The 19,629-nt window shown below is 68.5% G+C and carries 17 protein-coding genes and 1 tRNA gene; 11 read left to right on the forward strand and 7 right to left on the reverse strand.

The features are described 5' to 3' along the window. Positions 1-95: 95 nt before the first annotated feature. Complete coding sequence (locus tag ACTWQD_RS07405) at positions 96-566, reverse strand: hypothetical protein (protein WP_443195494.1); 471 nt, start codon at positions 564-566, stop codon at positions 96-98. 290 nt (positions 567-856) lie between these two features. On the opposite strand from ACTWQD_RS07405, the gene acs reads away from it, so the two are divergent. From acs to ACTWQD_RS07425, 4 genes are all read left to right on the forward strand, one after another. Beyond that, a complete protein-coding gene (gene acs, locus ACTWQD_RS07410) occupies positions 857-2,887 on the forward strand; it encodes an acetate--CoA ligase (protein ID WP_443195542.1) in 2,031 nt (676 codons plus the stop codon). A 37-nt stretch (positions 2,888-2,924) separates the two neighbouring features. Then, on the forward strand, positions 2,925-3,365 hold the full coding sequence (locus tag ACTWQD_RS07415; RefSeq protein WP_443195495.1) for an SRPBCC family protein: 441 nt from the start codon (positions 2,925-2,927) through the stop codon (positions 3,363-3,365). A 10-nt stretch (positions 3,366-3,375) separates the two neighbouring features. Beyond that, positions 3,376-3,849 carry a type II 3-dehydroquinate dehydratase gene (aroQ, locus tag ACTWQD_RS07420; protein WP_443195496.1) on the forward strand — a complete coding sequence of 158 codons (474 nt, stop codon included), beginning with the start codon at positions 3,376-3,378 and terminating at the stop codon, positions 3,847-3,849. 155 nt (positions 3,850-4,004) lie between these two features. Continuing rightward, entirely contained in the window at positions 4,005-4,976 is a 972-nt protein-coding gene (locus ACTWQD_RS07425) for a DUF2332 domain-containing protein (RefSeq protein WP_443195497.1), read from the forward strand. A 65-nt stretch (positions 4,977-5,041) separates the two neighbouring features. On the opposite strand, the gene ACTWQD_RS07430 is transcribed toward ACTWQD_RS07425, so the two are convergent. Then, positions 5,042-6,226 carry a MarP family serine protease gene (locus ACTWQD_RS07430; RefSeq protein WP_443195498.1) on the reverse strand — a complete coding sequence of 395 codons (1,185 nt, stop codon included), beginning with the start codon at positions 6,224-6,226 and terminating at the stop codon, positions 5,042-5,044. A gap of 216 nt (positions 6,227-6,442) precedes the next feature. Here ACTWQD_RS07430 and ACTWQD_RS07435 point away from each other — a divergent pair, with 216 nt between their 5' ends. Further along, complete coding sequence (locus tag ACTWQD_RS07435; protein WP_011693220.1) at positions 6,443-7,120, forward strand: Crp/Fnr family transcriptional regulator; 678 nt, start codon at positions 6,443-6,445, stop codon at positions 7,118-7,120. A 713-nt stretch (positions 7,121-7,833) separates the two neighbouring features. Here ACTWQD_RS07435 and ACTWQD_RS07440 read toward each other — a convergent pair. The 3 genes from ACTWQD_RS07440 to ACTWQD_RS07450 are packed head-to-tail and all read right to left on the reverse strand — an operon-like array spanning position 7,834 to position 9,489. Then, the gene (locus ACTWQD_RS07440; RefSeq protein ID WP_443195499.1) at positions 7,834-8,745 is read right to left on the reverse strand and encodes an NUDIX hydrolase; all 912 of its coding nucleotides are present in this window, start codon (positions 8,743-8,745) and stop codon (positions 7,834-7,836) included. 16 nt (positions 8,746-8,761) lie between these two features. After that, positions 8,762-9,331 carry a RidA family protein gene (locus ACTWQD_RS07445; protein ID WP_443195500.1) on the reverse strand — a complete coding sequence of 190 codons (570 nt, stop codon included), beginning with the start codon at positions 9,329-9,331 and terminating at the stop codon, positions 8,762-8,764. A 2-nt stretch (positions 9,332-9,333) separates the two neighbouring features. After that, positions 9,334-9,489 (reverse strand): DUF4177 domain-containing protein, encoded by a 156-nt coding sequence (locus ACTWQD_RS07450; RefSeq protein WP_003797879.1) that lies wholly within the window; start codon positions 9,487-9,489, stop codon positions 9,334-9,336. Between the two features lie 37 nt (positions 9,490-9,526). On the opposite strand from ACTWQD_RS07450, the gene ACTWQD_RS07455 reads away from it, so the two are divergent. From ACTWQD_RS07455 to ACTWQD_RS07475, 5 genes are all read left to right on the forward strand, one after another. Beyond that, positions 9,527-11,809, forward strand: a complete 2,283-nt coding sequence (locus tag ACTWQD_RS07455) for a transglycosylase domain-containing protein (RefSeq protein WP_443195501.1) — start codon at positions 9,527-9,529, stop codon at positions 11,807-11,809. Next, a complete protein-coding gene (locus ACTWQD_RS07460) occupies positions 11,806-12,753 on the forward strand; it encodes a metallophosphoesterase (protein WP_443195502.1) in 948 nt (315 codons plus the stop codon). Before ACTWQD_RS07455 ends, ACTWQD_RS07460 begins: the two co-directional genes overlap by 4 nt. 256 nt (positions 12,754-13,009) lie before the next feature. Beyond that, positions 13,010-14,842: an ABC transporter ATP-binding protein gene (locus ACTWQD_RS07465; protein ID WP_443195503.1), complete on the forward strand. Its 1,833-nt coding sequence runs from the start codon at positions 13,010-13,012 to the stop codon at positions 14,840-14,842. Beyond that, a complete protein-coding gene (locus ACTWQD_RS07470; RefSeq protein ID WP_443195504.1) occupies positions 14,839-16,668 on the forward strand; it encodes an ABC transporter ATP-binding protein in 1,830 nt (609 codons plus the stop codon). Before ACTWQD_RS07465 ends, ACTWQD_RS07470 begins: the two co-directional genes overlap by 4 nt. Positions 16,669-16,776: 108 nt before the next feature. Next, positions 16,777-16,853 (forward strand) — tRNA-Pro (locus ACTWQD_RS07475). A gap of 146 nt (positions 16,854-16,999) precedes the next feature. Here the strand turns inward: ACTWQD_RS07475 and ACTWQD_RS07480 are convergent. Beyond that, entirely contained in the window at positions 17,000-17,239 is a 240-nt protein-coding gene (locus tag ACTWQD_RS07480) for a hypothetical protein (RefSeq protein ID WP_066439187.1), read from the reverse strand. A 144-nt stretch (positions 17,240-17,383) separates the two neighbouring features. On the opposite strand from ACTWQD_RS07480, the gene ACTWQD_RS07485 reads away from it, so the two are divergent. After that, positions 17,384-18,652 (forward strand): helix-turn-helix domain-containing protein, encoded by a 1,269-nt coding sequence (locus tag ACTWQD_RS07485; protein ID WP_443195505.1) that lies wholly within the window; start codon positions 17,384-17,386, stop codon positions 18,650-18,652. Between the two features lie 19 nt (positions 18,653-18,671). Here the strand turns inward: ACTWQD_RS07485 and ACTWQD_RS07490 are convergent, their stop codons facing one another. Beyond that, positions 18,672-19,628: a phosphoribosylaminoimidazolesuccinocarboxamide synthase gene (locus ACTWQD_RS07490; RefSeq protein ID WP_443195506.1), complete on the reverse strand. Its 957-nt coding sequence runs from the start codon at positions 19,626-19,628 to the stop codon at positions 18,672-18,674. Position 19,629: the final 1 nt, after the last annotated feature.

Raw genomic sequence — 19,629 nt, forward strand, 5'->3', positions numbered from 1 at the left:
AGTCAAGAGGCAGGCCGATCACTAGCTGACAAGCCGGGCGGAAGGGGACGGATCCGGACGGATTTCCGGGCTTCGGGCCCGCACCCGCCACCCGGTCAATCCAGCACGAAGGTGTCCGCAGCCCGGCCTTGGGCGTCTGTAAGGACCACAGTCAGCGGCACTGTGTCCGCCCCGGAGGGAGCGGTGAATTCGTAGCTCGTCGGCGCCAGGTCGGCGGTGCAGGCCTGCTGGCCGGCGGGCTCGAAGGTGATGCTCACCCGGTCACGGGCCTCCACTTCCATCCGGGTGGGGACGGCCGGGCAGCTGGAACTTCCCCACAGGGTGACGCCGAACCGGCGGGGCCTGTCCACCCAGCCCGCCAGCGGCGTTTCAAACCCCGGCGGCGCGGGGGCCGCCGTCGTGGTCGGGTCCGGTGGGACCCCGGGCGTGACGGAGGGCGGGGCCAGCACGCCGCGGTAGGTGCGGTCGGCCACACTGTTGGACCCGGCGCACCCCGCCGCGCCCAGCACCAGGCCGGCAGCGAGTGTGCAGGCCAGCGCGGCCCGAAAGGGCTTTCTGCGTCGCATGATAACCCACCGTCAGCTAGGGATCCTGGCACCAGTCTGGCCGAAGGACACCGGCCGCGCCAGAGCGCCGCACCCCCCTGTCAACGCCATTCGGCGCTTAACAAACACCGCTCACGGCTCCCTGTGTGACGCGGCACACGTTGGCGTAGCCCCAGGCGTTAGTGTGTATTTCGGAACAGCTCTTGCGGCACGTCCGTGACCAGCCGATGCCCGACGCCGCGCATGCGGCACGGCGCCGTGCGGATCGGACGGCGCCGCGCAGCACGGATCGATGAATGATGAGGTTCACCATGTCCCAGCAGACCCCCGGCTCCACCACGACGCAGGCCCCCGAGGGCGATGCCTTCGAAAACCTGTCGCAGGAGAACCGCAAGTTCGCCCCGTCACCGGAGTTCGCCGCCAACGCGGTGGTCACCGCCGCGGACTACGCCGAGGCCGACGCCGACCGTCCCGCCTTCTGGGCGAAGCAGGCCCGCGAACTCCTGAGCTGGAGCAAGGACTTCACCCAGACGCTGGACTGGTCCACGCCGCCCTTCGCCAAGTGGTTCGTCGGCGGCGAGATCAACGCCGCATACAACGCCCTGGACCGGCACGTCGAGGCCGGCAACGGCGACCGGGTGGCCATCTACTTCGAGGGCGAACCGGGTGACACCCGCACGTACACCTACGCGCAGCTCACCGAAGAGGTGAAGAAGGCCGCCAACGCCTTCGAGTCCCTCGGCGTGGCCAAGGGCGACCGTGTGGCCGTGTACCTGCCCATGATTCCCGAGGCCGTCATCACGCTGCTGGCCTGCGCCCGGATCGGTGCCATCCACTCTGTGGTCTTCGGCGGGTTCTCCGCCGAGGCGCTCCGCTCCAGGATCGACGACGCCGAGGCCAAGCTCGTGGTCACCGCGGACGGCACCTACCGCCGCGGCAAGCCCAGTGCGCTCAAGCCCGCCGTGGACGAGGCCCTCGCCCACGAGGGAGACGGCAGCGGGCACACCGTCCAGAACGTGGTGGTCGTCAAGCGCAACGGCCAGGACGTGGACTGGCATGACGGCCGCGACCACTGGTGGGCGGACACCGTCGGGACGGCCTCCGCCGAGCACACCGCCGTCGGACACGACTCCGAACACCCGCTCTTCATCCTGTACACCTCCGGCACCACGGGCAAGCCCAAGGGCATCCTGCACACCACGGGCGGCTACCTCACCCAGGGCGCCTACACGCATAAAGCGGTCTTCGACCTGAAGCCCGAAACCGACGTGTACTGGTGCACGGCCGACGTCGGCTGGATCACCGGGCACTCCTACGTCGCCTACGCCCCGCTCATCAACGGCGCCACCCAGGTGATGTACGAAGGCACCCCCGATTCCCCGCACCAGGGCCGCTGGTGGGAGATCGTGGAGAAATACAAGGTCTCCATCCTCTACACCGCCCCCACCGCCATCCGCACGTTCATGAAGTGGGGCAAGGAGATCCCGGCGAAGTCCGACCTCTCCTCGATCCGGGTCCTGGGCTCCGTGGGCGAACCCATCAACCCCGAGGCGTGGATGTGGTACCGCGAGGTGATCGGCGGCAACGCCGGGAAGCACGGCGAGCGGAAGGACACGCCGGCCCCCATCGTGGACACCTGGTGGCAGACCGAAACGGGCGCCCAGATGATCGCCCCGCTGCCGGGGGTCACCGCCACCAAGCCCGGCTCCGCGCAGGTTCCGCTGCCCGGCATCGCCGTGGACGTCGTGGACGAGCTCGGCGAGTCCGTGCCGAACGGCTCCGGCGGCTACCTCGTGATCCGCGAACCCTGGCCGGCCATGCTGCGCGGCATCTGGGGCGACCCGGAACGCTTCAAGGAGACCTACTGGTCGCGGTTCGAGACCATGTACTTCGCCGGCGACGGCGCCAAGAAGGACGACGACGGCGACATTTGGCTGCTGGGCCGGGTGGATGACGTGATGAACATTTCCGGCCACCGGCTCTCCACTGCGGAAATCGAATCCGCCCTCGTCGCCCACCCCGCCGTCGCCGAGGCCGCCGTCGTGGGCGCCGCGGACGAAACCACAGGCCAGGCCGTCGTCGCCTTCGTGATCCTGCGCGGCGACGCCGTGGACACCGGGGACGCGATGGTGCAGGAACTCCGGAACCACGTCGGCAAGGAGATCGGGCCGATCGCGAAGCCCCGGACCATCCTGGTGGTCCCGGAACTGCCCAAGACCCGCTCCGGGAAGATCATGCGGCGCCTGCTCAAGGACGTTGCGGAAGGCCGTGAGGTGGGCGATGCCACCACGCTGGCCGACAACACCGTCATGGCCCAGATCGCGCACTCGCTGCGGAAGTGAGAGAGGCTCCGGGGGGGGCAGCCGGGCGGCACGGTTGATGTTTTCCGTGTCGCGCCGGGTGCCCGCAGCCCCGGACGACGTCTGGGCACTGCTCACCGATCCCGCGAAGTGGCCGGCCTGGGGCCCGTCGATCACCGGCGTCGAGCCGGCAGAAGACGGAGCCGCAGGCGGGCCCGGCGGGCAGGGGTCCGAGTGCCGCAGGCTGGGCCCCGGGAGCCACGGCAAAGTCCGGACCGTCCTCGGCGCGGTGCTGCCCTATACCGTGACGGCGTTTGAGCCCGGACGGTTCTGGTCCTGGTCCGTGGCAGGGATCCCGGCTACGGGCCACAAGGTGGTGCCGCTGGACGGCGGTTGCCTGGTCACCTTTACTGTCCCCTGGTGGGCACCCGCCTACCTTCCCGTGTGCGCGCTCGCACTGCGGCGAATTGAACGTCTCACGACCCGGCCGGGGGCGGCGCCCCGGGGCACATCGCGATAGATTGGCAGGCATGAGCGAAGCCACCACCGACGGCGCCGGCCGCGGCACCATCCTGGTCCTCAACGGGCCCAACCTGAACCTGCTCGGCACCCGCGAACCCGAGAAGTACGGCACCGCAACCCTGGCCGACGTCGAACAGCTCACCAAGGACGCCGGCGCGGCACACGGCCTCAACGTCGAATGTTTCCAGTCGAACCACGAGGGCGCGCTCGTGGACGCCATCCACGCCGCCCGCGGCAAGGCCCTCGGCATCGTGATCAACGCCGGCGCCTACACGCACACATCGGTGGCCATCCGGGACGCCATCTCCGCGGTGCAGCTGCCCGCCGTCGAGGTCCACATCACCAACGTCCACGCCCGCGAGGCGTTCCGGCACCATTCCTACCTGTCGGACATCAGCAAGGCAGTGATCGCGGGTGCGGGGATCATGGGCTACCGGTTCGCCGTCGAGTACCTCGCCGGGCTGCAGGCCAGCCGGGACTGAACATGTCCGCCGTCGATCCCGCCGGCGGACGGCCGGGGACCGGGAGCACGGGCACCGGGAGGCCAGACGCGGCTGATGCCGGCCCGGCTGCGAATGCGGCTGGATCAGACACAGCTGGATCGGATACAGCGCAGTGGTACCGGCACTTCGGCACCGTGGACGCGCCCGGCAATTCAGCCTGCTACGCCGAGTGGTCGGTGGGCATCGCGGACGACCCGGAGCTGCTCCGGCGGATCGACCAGTGGCCGCACAACAAACGCCAGCCCCTGCTGATGCTGGCCGCCGCCCGCTTCCTCGGCGCCGAGGCCGGCCCCTATCCGGACTTCCGGGCGTTCCTGGACGAGCACTGGGCCGATGTCTCCCGGACGGTGCTCTCCCGCGCCACGCAGACCAACGAGGCGGGCCGCTGCGCCAGCCTGCTGCCTTCCCTGGCGCAGATCGCAGTCGCGGGCGGGCGCCCGCTCGCACTGATCGAGGTCGGGGCGTCGGCCGGGCTGAACCTGTATCCGGACCGCTACGGCTACGAGTACGCCACCAGTGCCGGGACCACCCGGCTGGCCCCGGCCGGCGCTGTCCCGGGCGGCTATCCGGTGCTGGGCTGCACCGTCACCGGCCCGGCCCCGCTCCCGGCCGGCCTTCCGGCGGTGGTGTGGCGCGCCGGCATCGACCTGAACCCCCTCGACGTCCGGAACCCCGACGACGTCGCCTGGCTGGAGGCGCTGATCTGGCCGGAGCAGGATTTCCGCCGCGAGCGGCTGCACCGCGCCCTTCAGGTGGCCCGGGCTGATCCACCCCTGCTGGTGGCCGGGGACCTCAACGACCGGCTCCCGGCACTGGCCGCGCAGGCGCCGCCGGACGCCACCCTGGTGGTGTTCCACAGCGCCGTCCTGGCCTACCTCGACGCGGCGGCCCGGGACCGTTTCCGCGGCACCATGGCGCAGCTGGCCACCGACCGGGGCTGCCACTGGCTTTCCAATGAGGGGCATACCGTGATCCTCCAGGCGGATGGCTCCAGCGTGGTCCCGGAGATGGACGACGAGCGGCTCCGGGGCCGTTTCCTGCTCCTGCATAACGGGACCCCGGTGGCGATCACGGGCCCGCACGGCCAGAGCCTGGAGTGGCTTTAGCCGCGGGTTCCGGTGCGCGCTGCCCGGGGCGCCGTTTCTTCGCCGGCTTCCGGTTTAGTTCCGGCTTATTTCTGGATGCACTGGCCCGGCGAGACGGCGCGGGACAGGCCCGGCGCCTGGGTCGCGACGGGGCCGAGGTCCGTCATGGTGACGGCGTAGCCGAGCGCCGACTCGCCCGTGGCCTTGGCGAAGATCACGCCTGCCACCTGCCCGTCGGTGGTCAGCAGCGGGCCGCCGGAGTTGCCCGGCTGCACGTCCCCGGCGATCCGGTAGACGTCGGCCGGCAGGGGGCTGTTGCCGTAGATGTCCGGAACCAGCACCGTCGCGATGTCCTGCACCGTTGCAGGTTTGGACTGGAACGGCCCGCCGTGCGGGTAGCCGGCAAAAGCGGCCGGAGTGCCGGCGGGCAGGTCGGAGCTGAGGGGCAGCGGGGCGGATCGCAGGCCGTCCACGGCAACGACGGCGAGGTCATGCTGGGTGTCGAAATACACGACCCGGCCCGGCAGGGCGCCGCCGCCGGGGATCTCCACGACGGGTTCCGGCACGCCGGCCACCACGTGGGCGTTGGTGACCACCCGGCCGGGCGACACCACGAACCCGGTTCCGGTCTGGTTCTGTCCGCACTGGTACGCGGTGCCGGCAATCTTCAGGACCGACGCCGCCGCCTGGTTCAGCGCCGGGGTGTCGGTGCTGGCGTCCGGTATGACCACCGGCTGGCCCTCTCCGATTCCCTCGAACAAGGTGGGAATGCCCTCACCGATCACAGCTGACCGGAGCTGGGCCATGGACGTCTTCACGGGCACGGGCGTCACGCCGTCGATAAAGCGGATCACCTTGGACTCGGCCAGCGGCTGGGAGACGAAGGGAACGCCAAGCGCGCCGATGCTGAAGGCCAGCATCGACATCACCAAGGCGGACACCACCACGTTGACGCCTCCGCCGGCCACCCGGTCCACGGACCGCAGCGGGCTGATTTTGACGACGCTGCGGACCCTGCGGCCGATTGCCGTGCCCAACCCGTGCCCTAGGAGCATCAGCAGCACGGCGGTGGCGATGATGGCGGTCAGGCGCCAGCCGCTGTCCTCCACCAGGCCGCTGACAACGGGGACGGATACAAAGGCGGCCACGGCCCCGGCGGCGAATCCCGCGATGCCGCCGACCGTCACCAGGAAGCCGTTGCGCAGGCCGTGAAACAGGTAGGACAGCAGCGTCACAATCAACACGAGGTCCAATAGGGTCAAGCCGAACACCAAGGCTCCTTATAAGGGGGTAAGCCCCAATTCTACCGGCGCAGGCTGACAGTTTGCCGTGCACCGGCGGAGGCGGGAGCCCACCCCCGGATGGTCCCCCGGGCGCCCCCGGTAACGGCGTGCCGTGCGTTTCGATGCCAAGTACGTCACAGAAGCTCCAAAATTCTGAAACAATGGCTGGAGCGCCCCAGCCGACACAGTTAGTCAGGAGATTTTATGGATATCGAGGTATTGCGCCGCGCACCCCTTTTCGCCACGCTCGACGACGAGGCGTTCCGTCTGCTGACGGACGAACTCACCGAGGTGGACCTCTCACGCGGAGCCTCGGTATTCCGGGAAGGCGACCAGGGCGACCAGCTCTACTTCATCGTCTCCGGCAAGGTCAAGCTCGGACGCACGTCCCCGGACGGCCGCGAGTCGCTGCTCGCGATCCTCGGCCCGGGCGAGCTCTTCGGCGAGATGGCGCTGTTTGATCCGAGCCCGCGTACGGCCACGGCAACGGCTGTCTCGGAAACCCGCCTGGCCGGGCTGAAGAACGAGAGCCTCAATGCCCTGTTGCGCACCCGCCCCGAGGTTTCGGCCCAGCTGCTCCAGGCCCTGGCCCGGCGCCTGCGCCGCACCAATGACTCCCTGTCCGACCTGGTCTTCTCCGACGTCCCGGGCCGCGTGGCCAAGGCGCTGCTGGACCTGGCAGACCGCTTCGGCCGCCCCGCGACCGACGGCGTCCTGGTCGCCCACGAGCTCACCCAGGAGGAACTGGCCCAGCTGGTCGGCGCCTCCCGCGAGACGGTCAACAAGGCCCTCGCCGAATTCGTGCAGCGCGGCTGGCTGCGCCTGGAGGCCCGCGCTGTTGTCATCCTCGACATGCAGCGCCTCCGCCAGCGCTCCCGCTAAGCCTCAAAGGCAGCACCCCGGAGCGCACGGCAGTACAGACGCAGCACACAGCACACAGCACACAGCACACAGCAGTACGAACGCACCGAAGGCCGGACCGTTTCAACGGGCCGGCCTTCGGCATTTCAGCCTGCCGCACGCCCGGCCAGGGGGACATGCCCATTCTTCGACTCCCCGCCCGCGGGACATGACCAGCCTGAGACCCGGCGAGTGGACATAGTGCCAACATGTCCAGTGGTGGCGACCAGAGGAGCGCATGCCCAATCGCAGGGTGGCCCGGGTGGAGGGCATGTCCAATGACGGCGTCCGGAGGAGCGCATGCCCAGTGGCAGGGTGGCCCGGGTGGAGGGCATGTCCAATGACGGCGTCCGGAGGAGCGCATGCCCAGTGGCAGGGTGGTCCGGGCGGAGCGCATGCCCAGTGGCGGGACGGGTGAACCCCGGCCCGCGCTGGCGCCAGGATCCACTACCCGCGGGACATCCTCAGTCTTGGCGTGCCCAACCGCGGGACATGCTCATTCTTGGCGTGCCGAACCGCGGCACATGCTCATTCCTGGCCTGCCGGACCGCGGGACATGCTCATTCTTGGTGTGCCAAACCGCGGGACATGCTCATTCTCGGCGGCAACCGGTGGGCACAATGTCATTATGTCCAGTGGGCCGGCGCAGCGGAGGGCATGTCCCGCGGAGGACGGAGGGATCGGCGCGGCGCGGGTCAGCGTTCGCGCTGAGGGTCCCCGGCGACGGTTTTGGCGGCTTCAACCTCCAGCATCATCTGGCCGTCTTCCTCAACGAGCCGCGGCTGGTAGACGTGGGCCTTGCGCTTGTAGCTCAGGTAGGCGATACAGCCGTTCGCGGAGGCCATCTTCTCGAGCATGATCTCCGAGCCGGGCACCATCAGCTGTCCCAGCCTGAGCCCCTTGGTGTTGTCCTGGCCCACCTCGTCGCCGAGTGCGGACGTGTCCCGCTCCGCGATGACCTTCTGCGCGCACACCCAGCGGCCCCAGATCCCCTTGCTGGTCAGCAGCGTGGGCTGCTGGTTCATCGGCACCGTGGCCGCGAAGTAGCGGGTGTTGAAGCGGCGGTGCGCGAAATCCGGGCTGAGCCAGTTCACCAGGGGCTTGAGCAGATCCGTCCGCACCGACAGCCCGCGTTTGGCGAGCACCTCGGTGAAGGATTTCTCCTGCTCGGCCACGGCTACACGGGCCCGCATCCACTCCGGGGTGGACGTGGCTTCCACGGTTGTGGACAGGTCCGGCCCGGCGAGGAGGACGCCGGTTTCCTCGAACAGTTCGCGGACGGCGCCCACCACGTGGCGGCGCGCCAGCCCGACGTCGGCGGTCCCCATCTGCTCGGCCCAATGCTGCGGCGAGGGGCCCAGCCAGCCGACGGCGTCGTCGTCGGACGCCTCCAGGGACCCGCCCGGGAAGGCGAGGACACCCAGCGGCGAGGAGCCGGGCCGGTATCCCAGCCAGGTCTCCAGGCCCGAGGGCGAATCGCGGAGCAGCACCACGGAGGAAGCGAACCGCGGCGCGCGGGGCGTCCGTTCACCATGTTCAAGCCAGCTGCGGGCCGCCCCCTCAAGATCCGGGGGGAGGTCGAACAGCCGGCGGGCTAACTGAGGCAAGGAACTGACCGGCCCTCTAGGCGAATTCTGCGATCAGCTCGACTTCAACCGGGGAGTCGAGCGGAAGGACAGCAACACCGACGGCGGACCGCGCGTGCTGGCCGGCGTCGCCCAGGACCTGGCCCAGCAGTTCGGAGGCGCCGTTGATCACACCGGGCTGGCCGGTGAAGGACGGGTCGGAGGCAACGAACCCCACAACCTTGACGATCCGCGTGATGCGGTCCAGGTCGCCGATGGCGCTCTTGACGGCGGCCAGGGCGTTGACCGCGCACACGGCTGCGTAGCGCTTGGCGTCTTCCGGCGACACCGTGGCCTCGTCGGAGGCGCCTTCCGTGCCGGAGGACACCTTGCCGGTGGCCTCGAGGCTGCCGCCGATGAACGGCAGCTGGCCGGACGTGTAGACGTGGTTGCCGGAAATCACAGCGGGAACGTAGGCGGCGACGGGCGCGGCAACCTCCGGCAGGGTCAGGCCAAGCTCGGCCAGGCGCTGTTCGACGGCGGACGTCGCGCCTGCACCGGCGGTGCCGTGGCCCGGCGTCACGGACGCCGTTGCGGCGCCCGGAGCGGAAGAAGCGGGGGTGCTCATGGCTACTGCTTCTCCCTCTTCAGGTAGGCGACAAGGCCGTTTCCGTCAGGCCCCGGAACAACCTGGACAAGCTCCCAGCCGTCGTCACCCCACTGGTCCAAAATCTGCTTTGTGGCGTGAATAATGAGCGGAATCGTGGCGTACTCCCATTTGGTCATGAGCTAAAGCCTAGTCCTTGCCGGTAAAGTGGAAAACATGGCGACTGGTAAGAACCCTTTATTTGACACGGCCACCACCCTCGGAAAGATCCTTCTTTTCCTGGGCGTGAGCGCCATTTGTGGCGTCCTGGTGGCGGGACTGCTGGTCCCTGCCGCTGCCGTGACCGGCAGCTCCGCCAGCGGATCGATCAAATTCTTCGAGACCCTGCCGGCCGAACTGCAGGTGGACCCGCCCAGCCAGTCGACCACCATCCTGGCCTCTGACGGCAGCGTGATCGCCAACCTCTTCGCGGAGAACCGCACGCGGGTGTCCCTCGACCAGATGTCGCCGTACGTCAAGGACGCGGTGATCGCCATCGAGGACAGCCGCTTCTATGAGCACGGCGGCGTGGACACCACCGGCATCATGCGTGCCCTGGTCAGCACCGCCCGCGGCAACCGGCAGGGTGCGTCGACCATCACCCAGCAGTACGTCAACAACGTCATCAACTCCTCCCTTGAGGCCGAGGGCAAGAGCGACCAGGTCCTCCTGAACGGTGTGAACAAGGGCGTCGGCGACAAGCTGCGGGAAATGAAGCTCGCCATCGCCCTGGAGAAGAAGTTCACCAAGGAGCAGATCCTCGAGGGCTACCTCAACATCGTCTTCTTCAACCGTGACGCCTACGGCATCGAAGCCGCCTCCAAGTTCTTCTTCAGCACCACCGCCAAGGACCTGACCCTGCCGCAGGCGGCACTGTTGGCCGGCCTGGTCAACAGCCCGTCGTTCTACGACCCCATCAACAACCCGGACAATGCGAAGGTCCGCCGCGACCTGGTGCTGCAGTCCATGCTCGCCCAAGGCAAGATCCAGCAGGCCGACTACGACGCCGCCGTCGCCACCCCGGTGGAAACCAAGGTCACGCCGGCACGCCAGGGCTGCGCGTATTCCCCGTCCGCCCCGTACTTCTGCGACTACGTGCTGCACCTGCTTTTGAACAACCCGGCCTACGGCGCCGACGCGGAAGAGCGTGAGCGTAAGGTCTTCCGCGGCGGGCTGACTATCAAGACCACCCTCGATCCGAACGCCCAGGCCGTGGCCCAGGCGCAGGTCGAGGGCTCCGCCGGCGACAACCCGGACAAATGGGGCGCCTCGCTGGTCTCCGTGCAGCCGGGCACCGGCAAGATCATCTCCATGGCCCAGAACACGCAGTTCCTTGAAGCCGAGGGCAAGTTCAACAACGTCATCAACTTCAACGTGGACATGCGGGACGCCAAGGGCAACGACCTCGGCGGCCTGGGCGGTTTCCAGCCTGGTTCCACGATGAAGCCGTTCACCTTCGCCCAGTGGCTCAACGAGGGCAAGTCCATGAACACCATCCTCAACGGCGCCGTGCGGCGCTACCCGCTGAACTACCGGTGGAAGAACACCTGCCCCACCCCGGTGGACGGCGCGTACAACACCGCCGAAGAGCGCCTTGGCGCGGCCAAGGACCTGCAGAACGCCGAAGAGGGCTACTACAAGAACATGAGCGTCGTCGACGGTCTGGCGAACTCGATCAACACCATGACGTTCGCCTCCGCGGCGCAGGTGGACCTCTGCGGCATCCAGAAAATCGTCGACGCCGCAGGCATCCACGCCGGCCAGACGAACGAGCCCGTCCCCATGACGCGGCTGTCGAACCTCCTCGGCGCCACGCAGACGTCGCCGCTGACCATGGCCAGCGCGTTCGCCACCTTCGCCAACGACGGTGAATACTGCGAACCGATCGCCATCGAGTCCGTCACGGACGCCACCGGCGCCCAGCTGCCGGCCCAGGCCACGAGCTGCCGCGATGCCATCAAGCCCGAGGTTGCCCGCGGTGTGAGCTTCGCGCTGCAGGAGGTCCTCAACCGCGGCTCCGGTTCGCTAATCCAGCCGCGGATCTCGACGCGCACCAGCTTCCCGGTTGCCGCCAAGACCGGCACCAACGACCCCAACAACTCCACCTGGGTTGTCGGCTACACCAGCGGCCTGGCCACGGCCTCCTGGTTCGGCGACGCGCTCGGCGGCCAGGACCGGCCGGGCCGCAACCTGACCCTCAACGGGAAGTTCTACAAGGCCATCGACGGTTACATGATCGCCGGCCCGCAGTTCTCGAACTACATGCTGCAGGTGGCGCCGGCGTACGGCACCGACCCGTTCCCGGCTCCGCCGTCGAACCTGGTGAACGGCCCGGCCCCCGCGCCCCGGCCGTCCACCCAGTCCAGCCCGGCGCCGTCCAGGGCCGCGCCGAGCGAGCCGGACGACAACGAACAAGCTCCCCCTGGCCAGGAAAAGAAGGAAGACGAGCCCAAGCCGTGACGGGACTTGAGACGCTGGCAAGCCGCGCCCGGAGCATCGGGCGCGGCTTTGCCGTCACCGCCGCCGCCGGCGCCGTGACCGGTGCCGCCATGACCGGATACGGGCTGTGGGAGAAGAACCAGTTCGTCCTCCGCGAAGAGACCCTGCCCGTGCTGCCGGCGGGATTCGGCCCGATCCGGGTCCTTCACCTCAGCGACATCCACTTTGTACCGGGCCAGCAGCGGAAGGCCGAATGGCTGTCCTCGCTGGCGGACCTGGAGCCGGATCTGGTGGTGAACACCGGCGACAACCTCAGCCACACCAAGGCCGTGGAGCCCCTGCTGGAGTCCCTCCGCCCGCTGCTGAAGTTTCCCGGCGTCTTCGTTCCCGGGTCCAATGACTACTTCGCCCCGCGGCTGAAGAACCCGGCGTCGTACTTCCTGGGCCCGTCCTCGCGCCCTAAGGAACCGGCCCCGCTGGACTGGCCAAAGCTCCGCTCCAGTTTCGGCATGGGCGGCTGGGTGGACCTGACCAACCGCTGCCAGTCGCTGGTGATCAAAGGGCTGCGCATGGACTTCTCCGGCGTGGACGATCCCCACCTGGGCCTGGAGCGCTACGCCGGCTGGCCCCGCGGCACCAAGGGCCAGGACGCCAAGCCCCACCTGCGGGTCGCCGTCATCCACGCCCCGTACCAGCGGGTGCTGGACCATTTCACCGACGACGGCGCCGACCTCCTGCTGGCCGGGCACACCCACGGCGGGCAGATCTGCGTTCCCGGTTTCGGTGCACTCGTGGCCAACTGCGATCTTCCCACCTGGCGCGCCAAGGGCCTGCACGACTGGCACAGCAACGGACGCACGACGCCGGTCAACGTCTCCGGCGGCATCGGCACCTCGCGCTTCGCCCCGGTCCGGATCGCCTGCAAGCCCGAGGCCGTGCTGCTGACGCTCACCGCGCGTCCCTGATCCCCCACGGGACATGCCCTCCCCCGGGCTCAGCGGGTGGACATAGCGGCATTATGTCCGTCCGCGGCGCGCAGCACTGGGCATGTCCAGTTGCGGCGGCGCGCCCCGCGGCCATTGCGGAATGTAATGACTGGGCGAGATCCTGATGCTGCCCCAATTCAAGTGAACCCGGTCACTCGATGGCCTAGGGTAGTTGCTACAGGAAACTACATCCAGTCGCGTTAGTTATTGCGCGGCCGCGTTTTAAGAAGCAGGCATGGCCAAGCAGACCCCATTTTTCTCCTCCATCAGCCGTCTCTATCCCCACGTCAGGCCGATCATCCCGCGGCTGGTCCTGGGACTGCTCTGCGCCTTGCTCGCCAGCGTGGTGGCCCTCACCATCCCGCAGGTGCTGCGCGTGCTGGTCAACGAGTCCCTCCAGCCCGGCGGCAGCGCGGACGCGGTTTGGATCGCCTCCCTCATCATCCTCGGCCTGGGCATTGCGGAAGCGGGGCTCGTCGCACTGCGCCGGCAGTTCGTGATCAACCCCGCCACCACCGTGGAGACCCGGATGCGGGTGAGCCTCTACGACCACCTGCAGGACCTGACCGTCTCCTTCCACGACCGCTGGGGCTCGGGGCAGCTGCTCTCCCGCGCCATGACGGATTTGAACTTCCTGCGCCGCTGGATGGCCTTCGGCGCGATCATGCTCGTCGTCACCACCCTGACGGTCGTCATTGGCGTCGCTGTGATGTTCTCCATGAGCTGGCAGCTGGCGCTGATCTTCCTCGCGGCCGCCGTGCCCATCATGATCTACGGCTTCCGCTTCCGCACCCGCTTCAGCCGGGTGGCCCGCCGCAGCCAGGACCAGGCCGGCGACCTCGCCACCACGGTTGAGGAATCGGTGCACGGGATCCGCGTGCTCAAGGCCTTCGGCCGCAGCGGCGAGGCGCTGGAGAACTTCAACGAGCAGGCCGAGGAGCTCCGCCAGACCGAGATCGCCAAGGCCAAGCACCTGGCCGCGTTCAGCCTGGTGGTCACCCTCCTGCCCGAGCTGGCCCTCGGCGCCGGCCTGGTGGTGGGCATCCTGCTGGCCTCCACCGGCGAACTGAGCATCGGCGCCCTGGTGGCGTTCTTCGCCACGGCTGCCGTGATCGCCACGCCGGTGGAGTTCTGCGGCATGCTGCTGGCCATGGCACTCACTGCCAAGACCGCCGTCGACCGGCACTTCGAAGTGATGGACTCGGCCAACACGATAACCAGCCCCGGCCAGCCCCGCCGCCCCGCCGAGCTCAAAGGCGCCCTCAGCTTCACCAACGCCACCTTCGCCTACGAGGACGCCCCGGACAAGCCGATCCTCAAGGACATCAGCCTGAACATCAAGCCGGGCGAAACCATGGCCCTGGTAGGCATCACCGGCAGCGGCAAAAGCGCCCTCCTGCAGCTCGTTCCCCGTTTGTATGACGTCACCGCCGGCGCCATCACCATCGACGGCGTGGACCTTCGCGAGTTCGACGTCGAGGACCTCCGCACGGTGGTCGCCGTCGCCTTCGAGGACACCACCCTGTTCTCCAGTTCCGTCCGCGACAACGTCCTGCTCGGCGCCCCGGCCGGCCTGTCCGGCGAACGCCGCGAGGCGGCACTGGAGGAGGCGCTCGACGTCGCCCAGGCCCACTTCGCGTATTCGCTCCCCGACGGGCTGGACACCCTCATCGGGGAAGAAGGGCTCAGCCTTTCCGGCGGGCAGCGGCAGCGCATCGCCCTGGCCCGCGCCATCGCCGCCCGGCCCAAGGTGCTGGTCCTGGACGATCCCCTCTCCGCCCTCGACGTCAACACCGAGGAACTGGTCGAGGCCAGGCTGCGGGAGGTCCTCACCGACACCACCACGCTGATTGTGGCCCACCGGCCCTCCACCGTGGCGCTGGCGGACCGGGTGGCGCTGCTGGAGGACGGCCGCATCACCGCCGTCGGCACCCACGCCGAACTGCTCGCGGAGAACCGCCACTACCGCTACGTGATCGCCAGCCTCGACCCTGAACCGCGGGACCTGGACACGGGCCTGCTCGACTCGGAACTGTCAGATTTCAACGCCGAGGAGGTTTCCCGATGAGCTCCGCTTCCTTCGGCACCGCGAACGAGGACAACGCGCACCTGTCCAAGAGCGAGAGCAAAACCGTACGGCGCCGCTCCGTGGCCCTGCTCCGGTCGCTGATCCGCCCGGTCCGCCGGCGGTTCTGGCTGACCATCGCCGCCGTCGTGCTGTCCCAGGCGGCGCGGGTCGCCGGGCCGGCGCTGATCGCCTTCGGCATCGACCGGGCCCTTCCCGCGCTCACCGCCGGGGACAACCTTCCCCTCCTGCTCACCGGCGCCGCCTACCTGGCCGCCGCCGTCGCGACCGCTGGCCTTACCGCCCTCTACGTGACGTCGACGGCGCGGCTGAGCCAGGCGATGCTCCTGGACCTGCGGGTCCGGGTGTTCCGGCACACGCAGCGGCTGAGCCTTGAGTTCCATGAAAAGTACACCTCGGGCCGGATCATCGCCCGGCAGACCTCGGACCTCGAGGCGCTGCGCGAACTCCTGGACTCGGGGGTCAGCTCGCTGGCCTCGGGGATGCTGTTTATGGTGTTCACGGCCATCACCGTGTTCGCCCTCGACTGGCGGAGCGGGTTCCTGGTCCTGGCCGCCGGCGTGCCGATGTATTTCCTGGCCCGCTGGTACCAGAAGCATTCCCAGATCGCGTTCCGCGAATCCCGGGTCGTGTCGGCCCGGCTGATCGTGCACTTCGTCGAGACGATGACCGGTATCCGTGCGGTCAAGGCTTTCCGCAAGGAACGTGAAAACGCGGCCAGCTACGCCGAACTCTCCGAGGACTACCGCAAGGTCACTGTCCGCTCCATCAACCTCAACGGCGTCTTCCAGCCCGGGCTGGTGCTGATCGGGAACGTCTGCGTCGCCGTCGTCCTGCTGTTTGGCGGCTTCAGGGTGCTCAGCGGCGAGCTCGCCGTCGGCGTGCTGCTGGCCCTCATCCTGTCCACCAAGCGCTTCTTCCAGCCGGTGGACCAGATGGCCATGTTCTACAACTCCTTCCAGAGCGCACAGGCGGCGCTGGAAAAGGTCTCCGGCCTGCTCGAGGAGGTCCCCACCGTCCGCCCGCCCAAGAACCCGGTGGCCCTGCACGACGCCAAGGGCACCATCGATTTCGCGGGCGTGGAATTCCGCTACGGCGACGGGCCGGTCATCATCCCCGCGATGGACCTGCACATCCCTGCCGGCCAGACCGTGGCACTGGTGGGCCAGACCGGCGCGGGCAAGTCCACCCTCGCCAAGCTGATCGCCCGCTTCTACGACGTGTCCGCCGGGTCCCTCACGCTCGACGGCGTCGACCTGCGGGAGCTTGCGACGGCGGACCTGCGCCGGAACGTTGTGATGGTCACCCAGGAGGCCTTCCTGTTCAGCGGCTCCGTCGCGGACAACATCGCCCTGGGCCGGCCCGGAGCCTCCCGGGAGGAGATCGAGGACGCCGCCCGGGCTGTGGGCGCGCACGATTTCATCGTGGAGCTGCCGGAGGGCTACGACACGGACGTCAATAAGCGCGGCGGCCGCGTTTCCGCCGGGCAGCGGCAGCTGATCAGCTTCGCCCGGGCGTTCCTGGCCCGGCCCGCCGTGCTGATCCTGGACGAGGCCACGTCCTCGCTGGACATCCCGTCCGAGCGGCTGGTCCAGACCGGCCTGGCGCGGCTGCTGCAGGGCTCCGGGTCCGACGGCGGCCGGACCGCCCTCATCATCGCGCACCGCCTCTCCACGGTGGAGACCGCCGACCGGGTGCTTGTGGTGCAGGACGGCCGCGTGGTCGAGGACGGCACCCCGGAGCAGCTGATCGGCGGCGGCGGCCGGTTCGCGCAGCTCCACGGCGCCTGGCGGGATTCGCTGGTCTGAGCCTGCCGGGGCCCGGCTTAGGGCGTCATTTAGGGGACGACGCCGGCCCGATTTCACATCCGGGGCCCCATCCGATACTCTTGTGAAGTTGCTTTTGAAGCAACGGATCGGGATGTGGCGCAGCTTGGTAGCGCGCGTCGTTCGGGACGACGAGGTCGCAGGTTCAAATCCTGTCATCCCGACCAGTCAAGAAGAGGGTCTTCCATTCGGAAGGCCCTCTTCTGCGTTTCCGGCCATACCGGGCGCGGCGCAGCCGGCGGGGGTCCAGGGCAGAAAGAAAGCCCCGGGACACGGTTCGTGCGTGTCCCGGGGCTTTCGTGGAAGCTGTGGTTTACATCGGGTCCGGCCAGTTGCCGATGTTGGTGGAGTAGGTCATCGGGTCGGGCCAGTTGCCGATGGCCGAGAGGCTGCCGGAGCCCATGGGATCGGGCCAGTTGCCGATTGAGAGGGTGGTGCTGCCCATGGGGTCGGGCCAGTTACCGATGGCACTTACGGACAGGACTGCGGGAGCCGTTGCGGAGAGAGCCAACGCCCCCGCCAGGGCGACAGAAGCTGCAATCTTCTTGAACATGTGGGTTCCTCAATACGAGTCGGAAACGCAAGTCGGATACATTACAAAGCGAGCACTAGCCCTTGTTGACATACATTGTAAAATGGCTTGCACAGAGACTGTCAAGCATTTAGTACAAAGACTGTCCGGAATTAGGAGGAACCCGTGGGGAACGGATTCGGGGAGAAACTCCGAGCGGAACGGCTCGAACGCGGCCTGACGCAAGCGGAACTGGGCCGGGACCTGTACTCGCCCAGTTACATCTCCCTGCTGGAGACCGGACGCCGCGAACCGACCGCCGATGTCATTGAGGAACTGGCCCGCAGGCTGGAACTCGCGCCCAAAGCCCTGGAGGCCTGGAGTCAGCCGGTGTCCGTCAGCGACGCCGAATATGTGCTGGCGGGATTGTACGCACGCCAGGCCTGGGACCTGCGGGATTACGCCCTGGCCGCCACGCACGCCGCCACTGCGGCCCAGATCGCCCTGGAAGCCAAGAACACCAGTGCCTGGTGGAACATGAGCTACATGCAGGCCGAGTGCCTCATGAAGCAGGGCCAGCTGAAAGAGTGCCAGGACCTGGTCCAGCGGCTGCTGGACCACCCGATGGCCGCCGAGTCGGCCGGCCTGGGCGTCCGGGCACGGCAGATGCTCGCCGCGGTGTGCCACGGCCAGGGCCAGCTGTCAGTCGCCGTCGGGCATGCGCAGGAAGCCGTGCGGCTCTGCGCCGAACTGCCGAAGGGCTCCACCCTGGTGATCGGTGCCCTGCGTGCCCTCATCGGCGCGCTGGCTGAGAGCGGCCGCCTGGATGAGGCCTGGGAATACTGCCAGGCCATGAACGAGCAGATGGATGAGCACTCCATGACCCAGCTCGCCGGTGAGGTGGCCTGGGTGATCGGCAACGTGGCCTTTATGCGCCATGACTACCCGGAGGGCATCAAGTACCACGAACGGGCGGCGCAGCTGCTCTCCCCCGCGAACGACATCGACCTCTGGGCCCGGTTCAACAAGGCCTCCGCGGCAGTGCGCCTGTCCTCCGGGATCGTGGAGCCGGAGACGCTGTCGTCGATCGAGCGCGCCGAGCTGGCGCTCTCGATCGTCGGGGGCAACAAAACGGACCAGCTTGAGGTGGCGTTCATCCGCGCCCGCTGGCTCTACCTGACCGGGGACATTGTGGCCGCCGTGCAGAAACTGCGCGAGATCCACGCCGAAAAGGACGCCCTCGCCAAGCATGTGGCCGGCGAGGTGGCCCTCCTGCTTGGCAAGGCGCTCAAGGCCGCGGGCGAAGCCGACGAGGCCCTGGTCTACCTTGAGGAAGCCCAGCGCGAGTTCAGCGCAGCCGGCGCCTCGGACCGGGTCCAGCAGGCGATGGACGCCGTGCTGGAAATCCGGCTGGCGCAGCGCCGGGCGCAGTCCGCCGCCTCCTCCGGAACCTAGGCGGCCCGCTCCCCGGTGGCTAGTGGAACGTCCGGCCGGTGAGCAGTTCGAACGCCTCGACGTAGCGGCCGCGGGTGCGGTCGACGACGTCGGACGGCAGTGCCGGGGGCGGCGTGTCCGAGGACCTGTCCCAGCCGGACTCGGCCGACGTCAGCCAGTCGCGCACATACTGCTTGTCGTAGGAGGGCTGGGCCTTGCCCGGCTCATACGTGGCGGCGTCCCAGAACCGTGAGGAGTCGGGGGTCAGCACCTCGTCGCCGAGCGTGATGACGCCGGTGGCGGCGTCGAAACCGAATTCCACCTTCGTGTCCGCCAGGATGATCCCGCGGCCGCGGGCGATCTCCTCGGCCTTGGTGTAGATCAGCAGGGTGAGTTCGCGCAGCCGGGACGCGACGTCCTCGCCCACGAGCCCGACGACGGCGTCGTACGTGATGTTCTCGTCATGCTCGCCCACCTCGGCCTTCGCGGACGGCGTGAAGATGGCCTCATCGAGCCGGGACCCGTCCACCAGGCCCGCCGGCAGCGGAATGCTGCACACGGTGCCGGATTCCCGGTATTCCAGCAGACCGGAGCCCGTGAGGTAGCCGCGGGCGATGCATTCGACCGGGAACATGTCCAGTTTCTTGCAGATCATCGCCCGGCCCTCCACCGCGGCGGGCACCCCTGCCTCCACCGTGGATGCGAGGACGTGGTGCTCCACGCCGAGCTGCTCGAACCACCACAGGCTCAGCTGGGTGAGGATGCGGCCCTTGTCCGGGATCTCGCTGGCGAGGACGTGGTCGAACGCGCTGATGCGGTCGCTGGCGACAACCAGGACACACTCCTGGCCGATGCGCTCGGTGATGGACTGGTCCGCCGGGATATAGAGGTCGCGGACCTTGCCGGAGTAGATGTGCGTCCAGCCGGGGAGGTCCAGCGTCGCGGTATCCAGGCCGCCCTTCGCGGCGGCCGTATTGGGGGTCTCGGGCTGCGTCATG

It is taken from the genome of Pseudarthrobacter sp. 1C304 (assembly GCF_052245515.1).
Classification (GTDB): domain Bacteria; phylum Actinomycetota; class Actinomycetes; order Actinomycetales; family Micrococcaceae; genus Arthrobacter.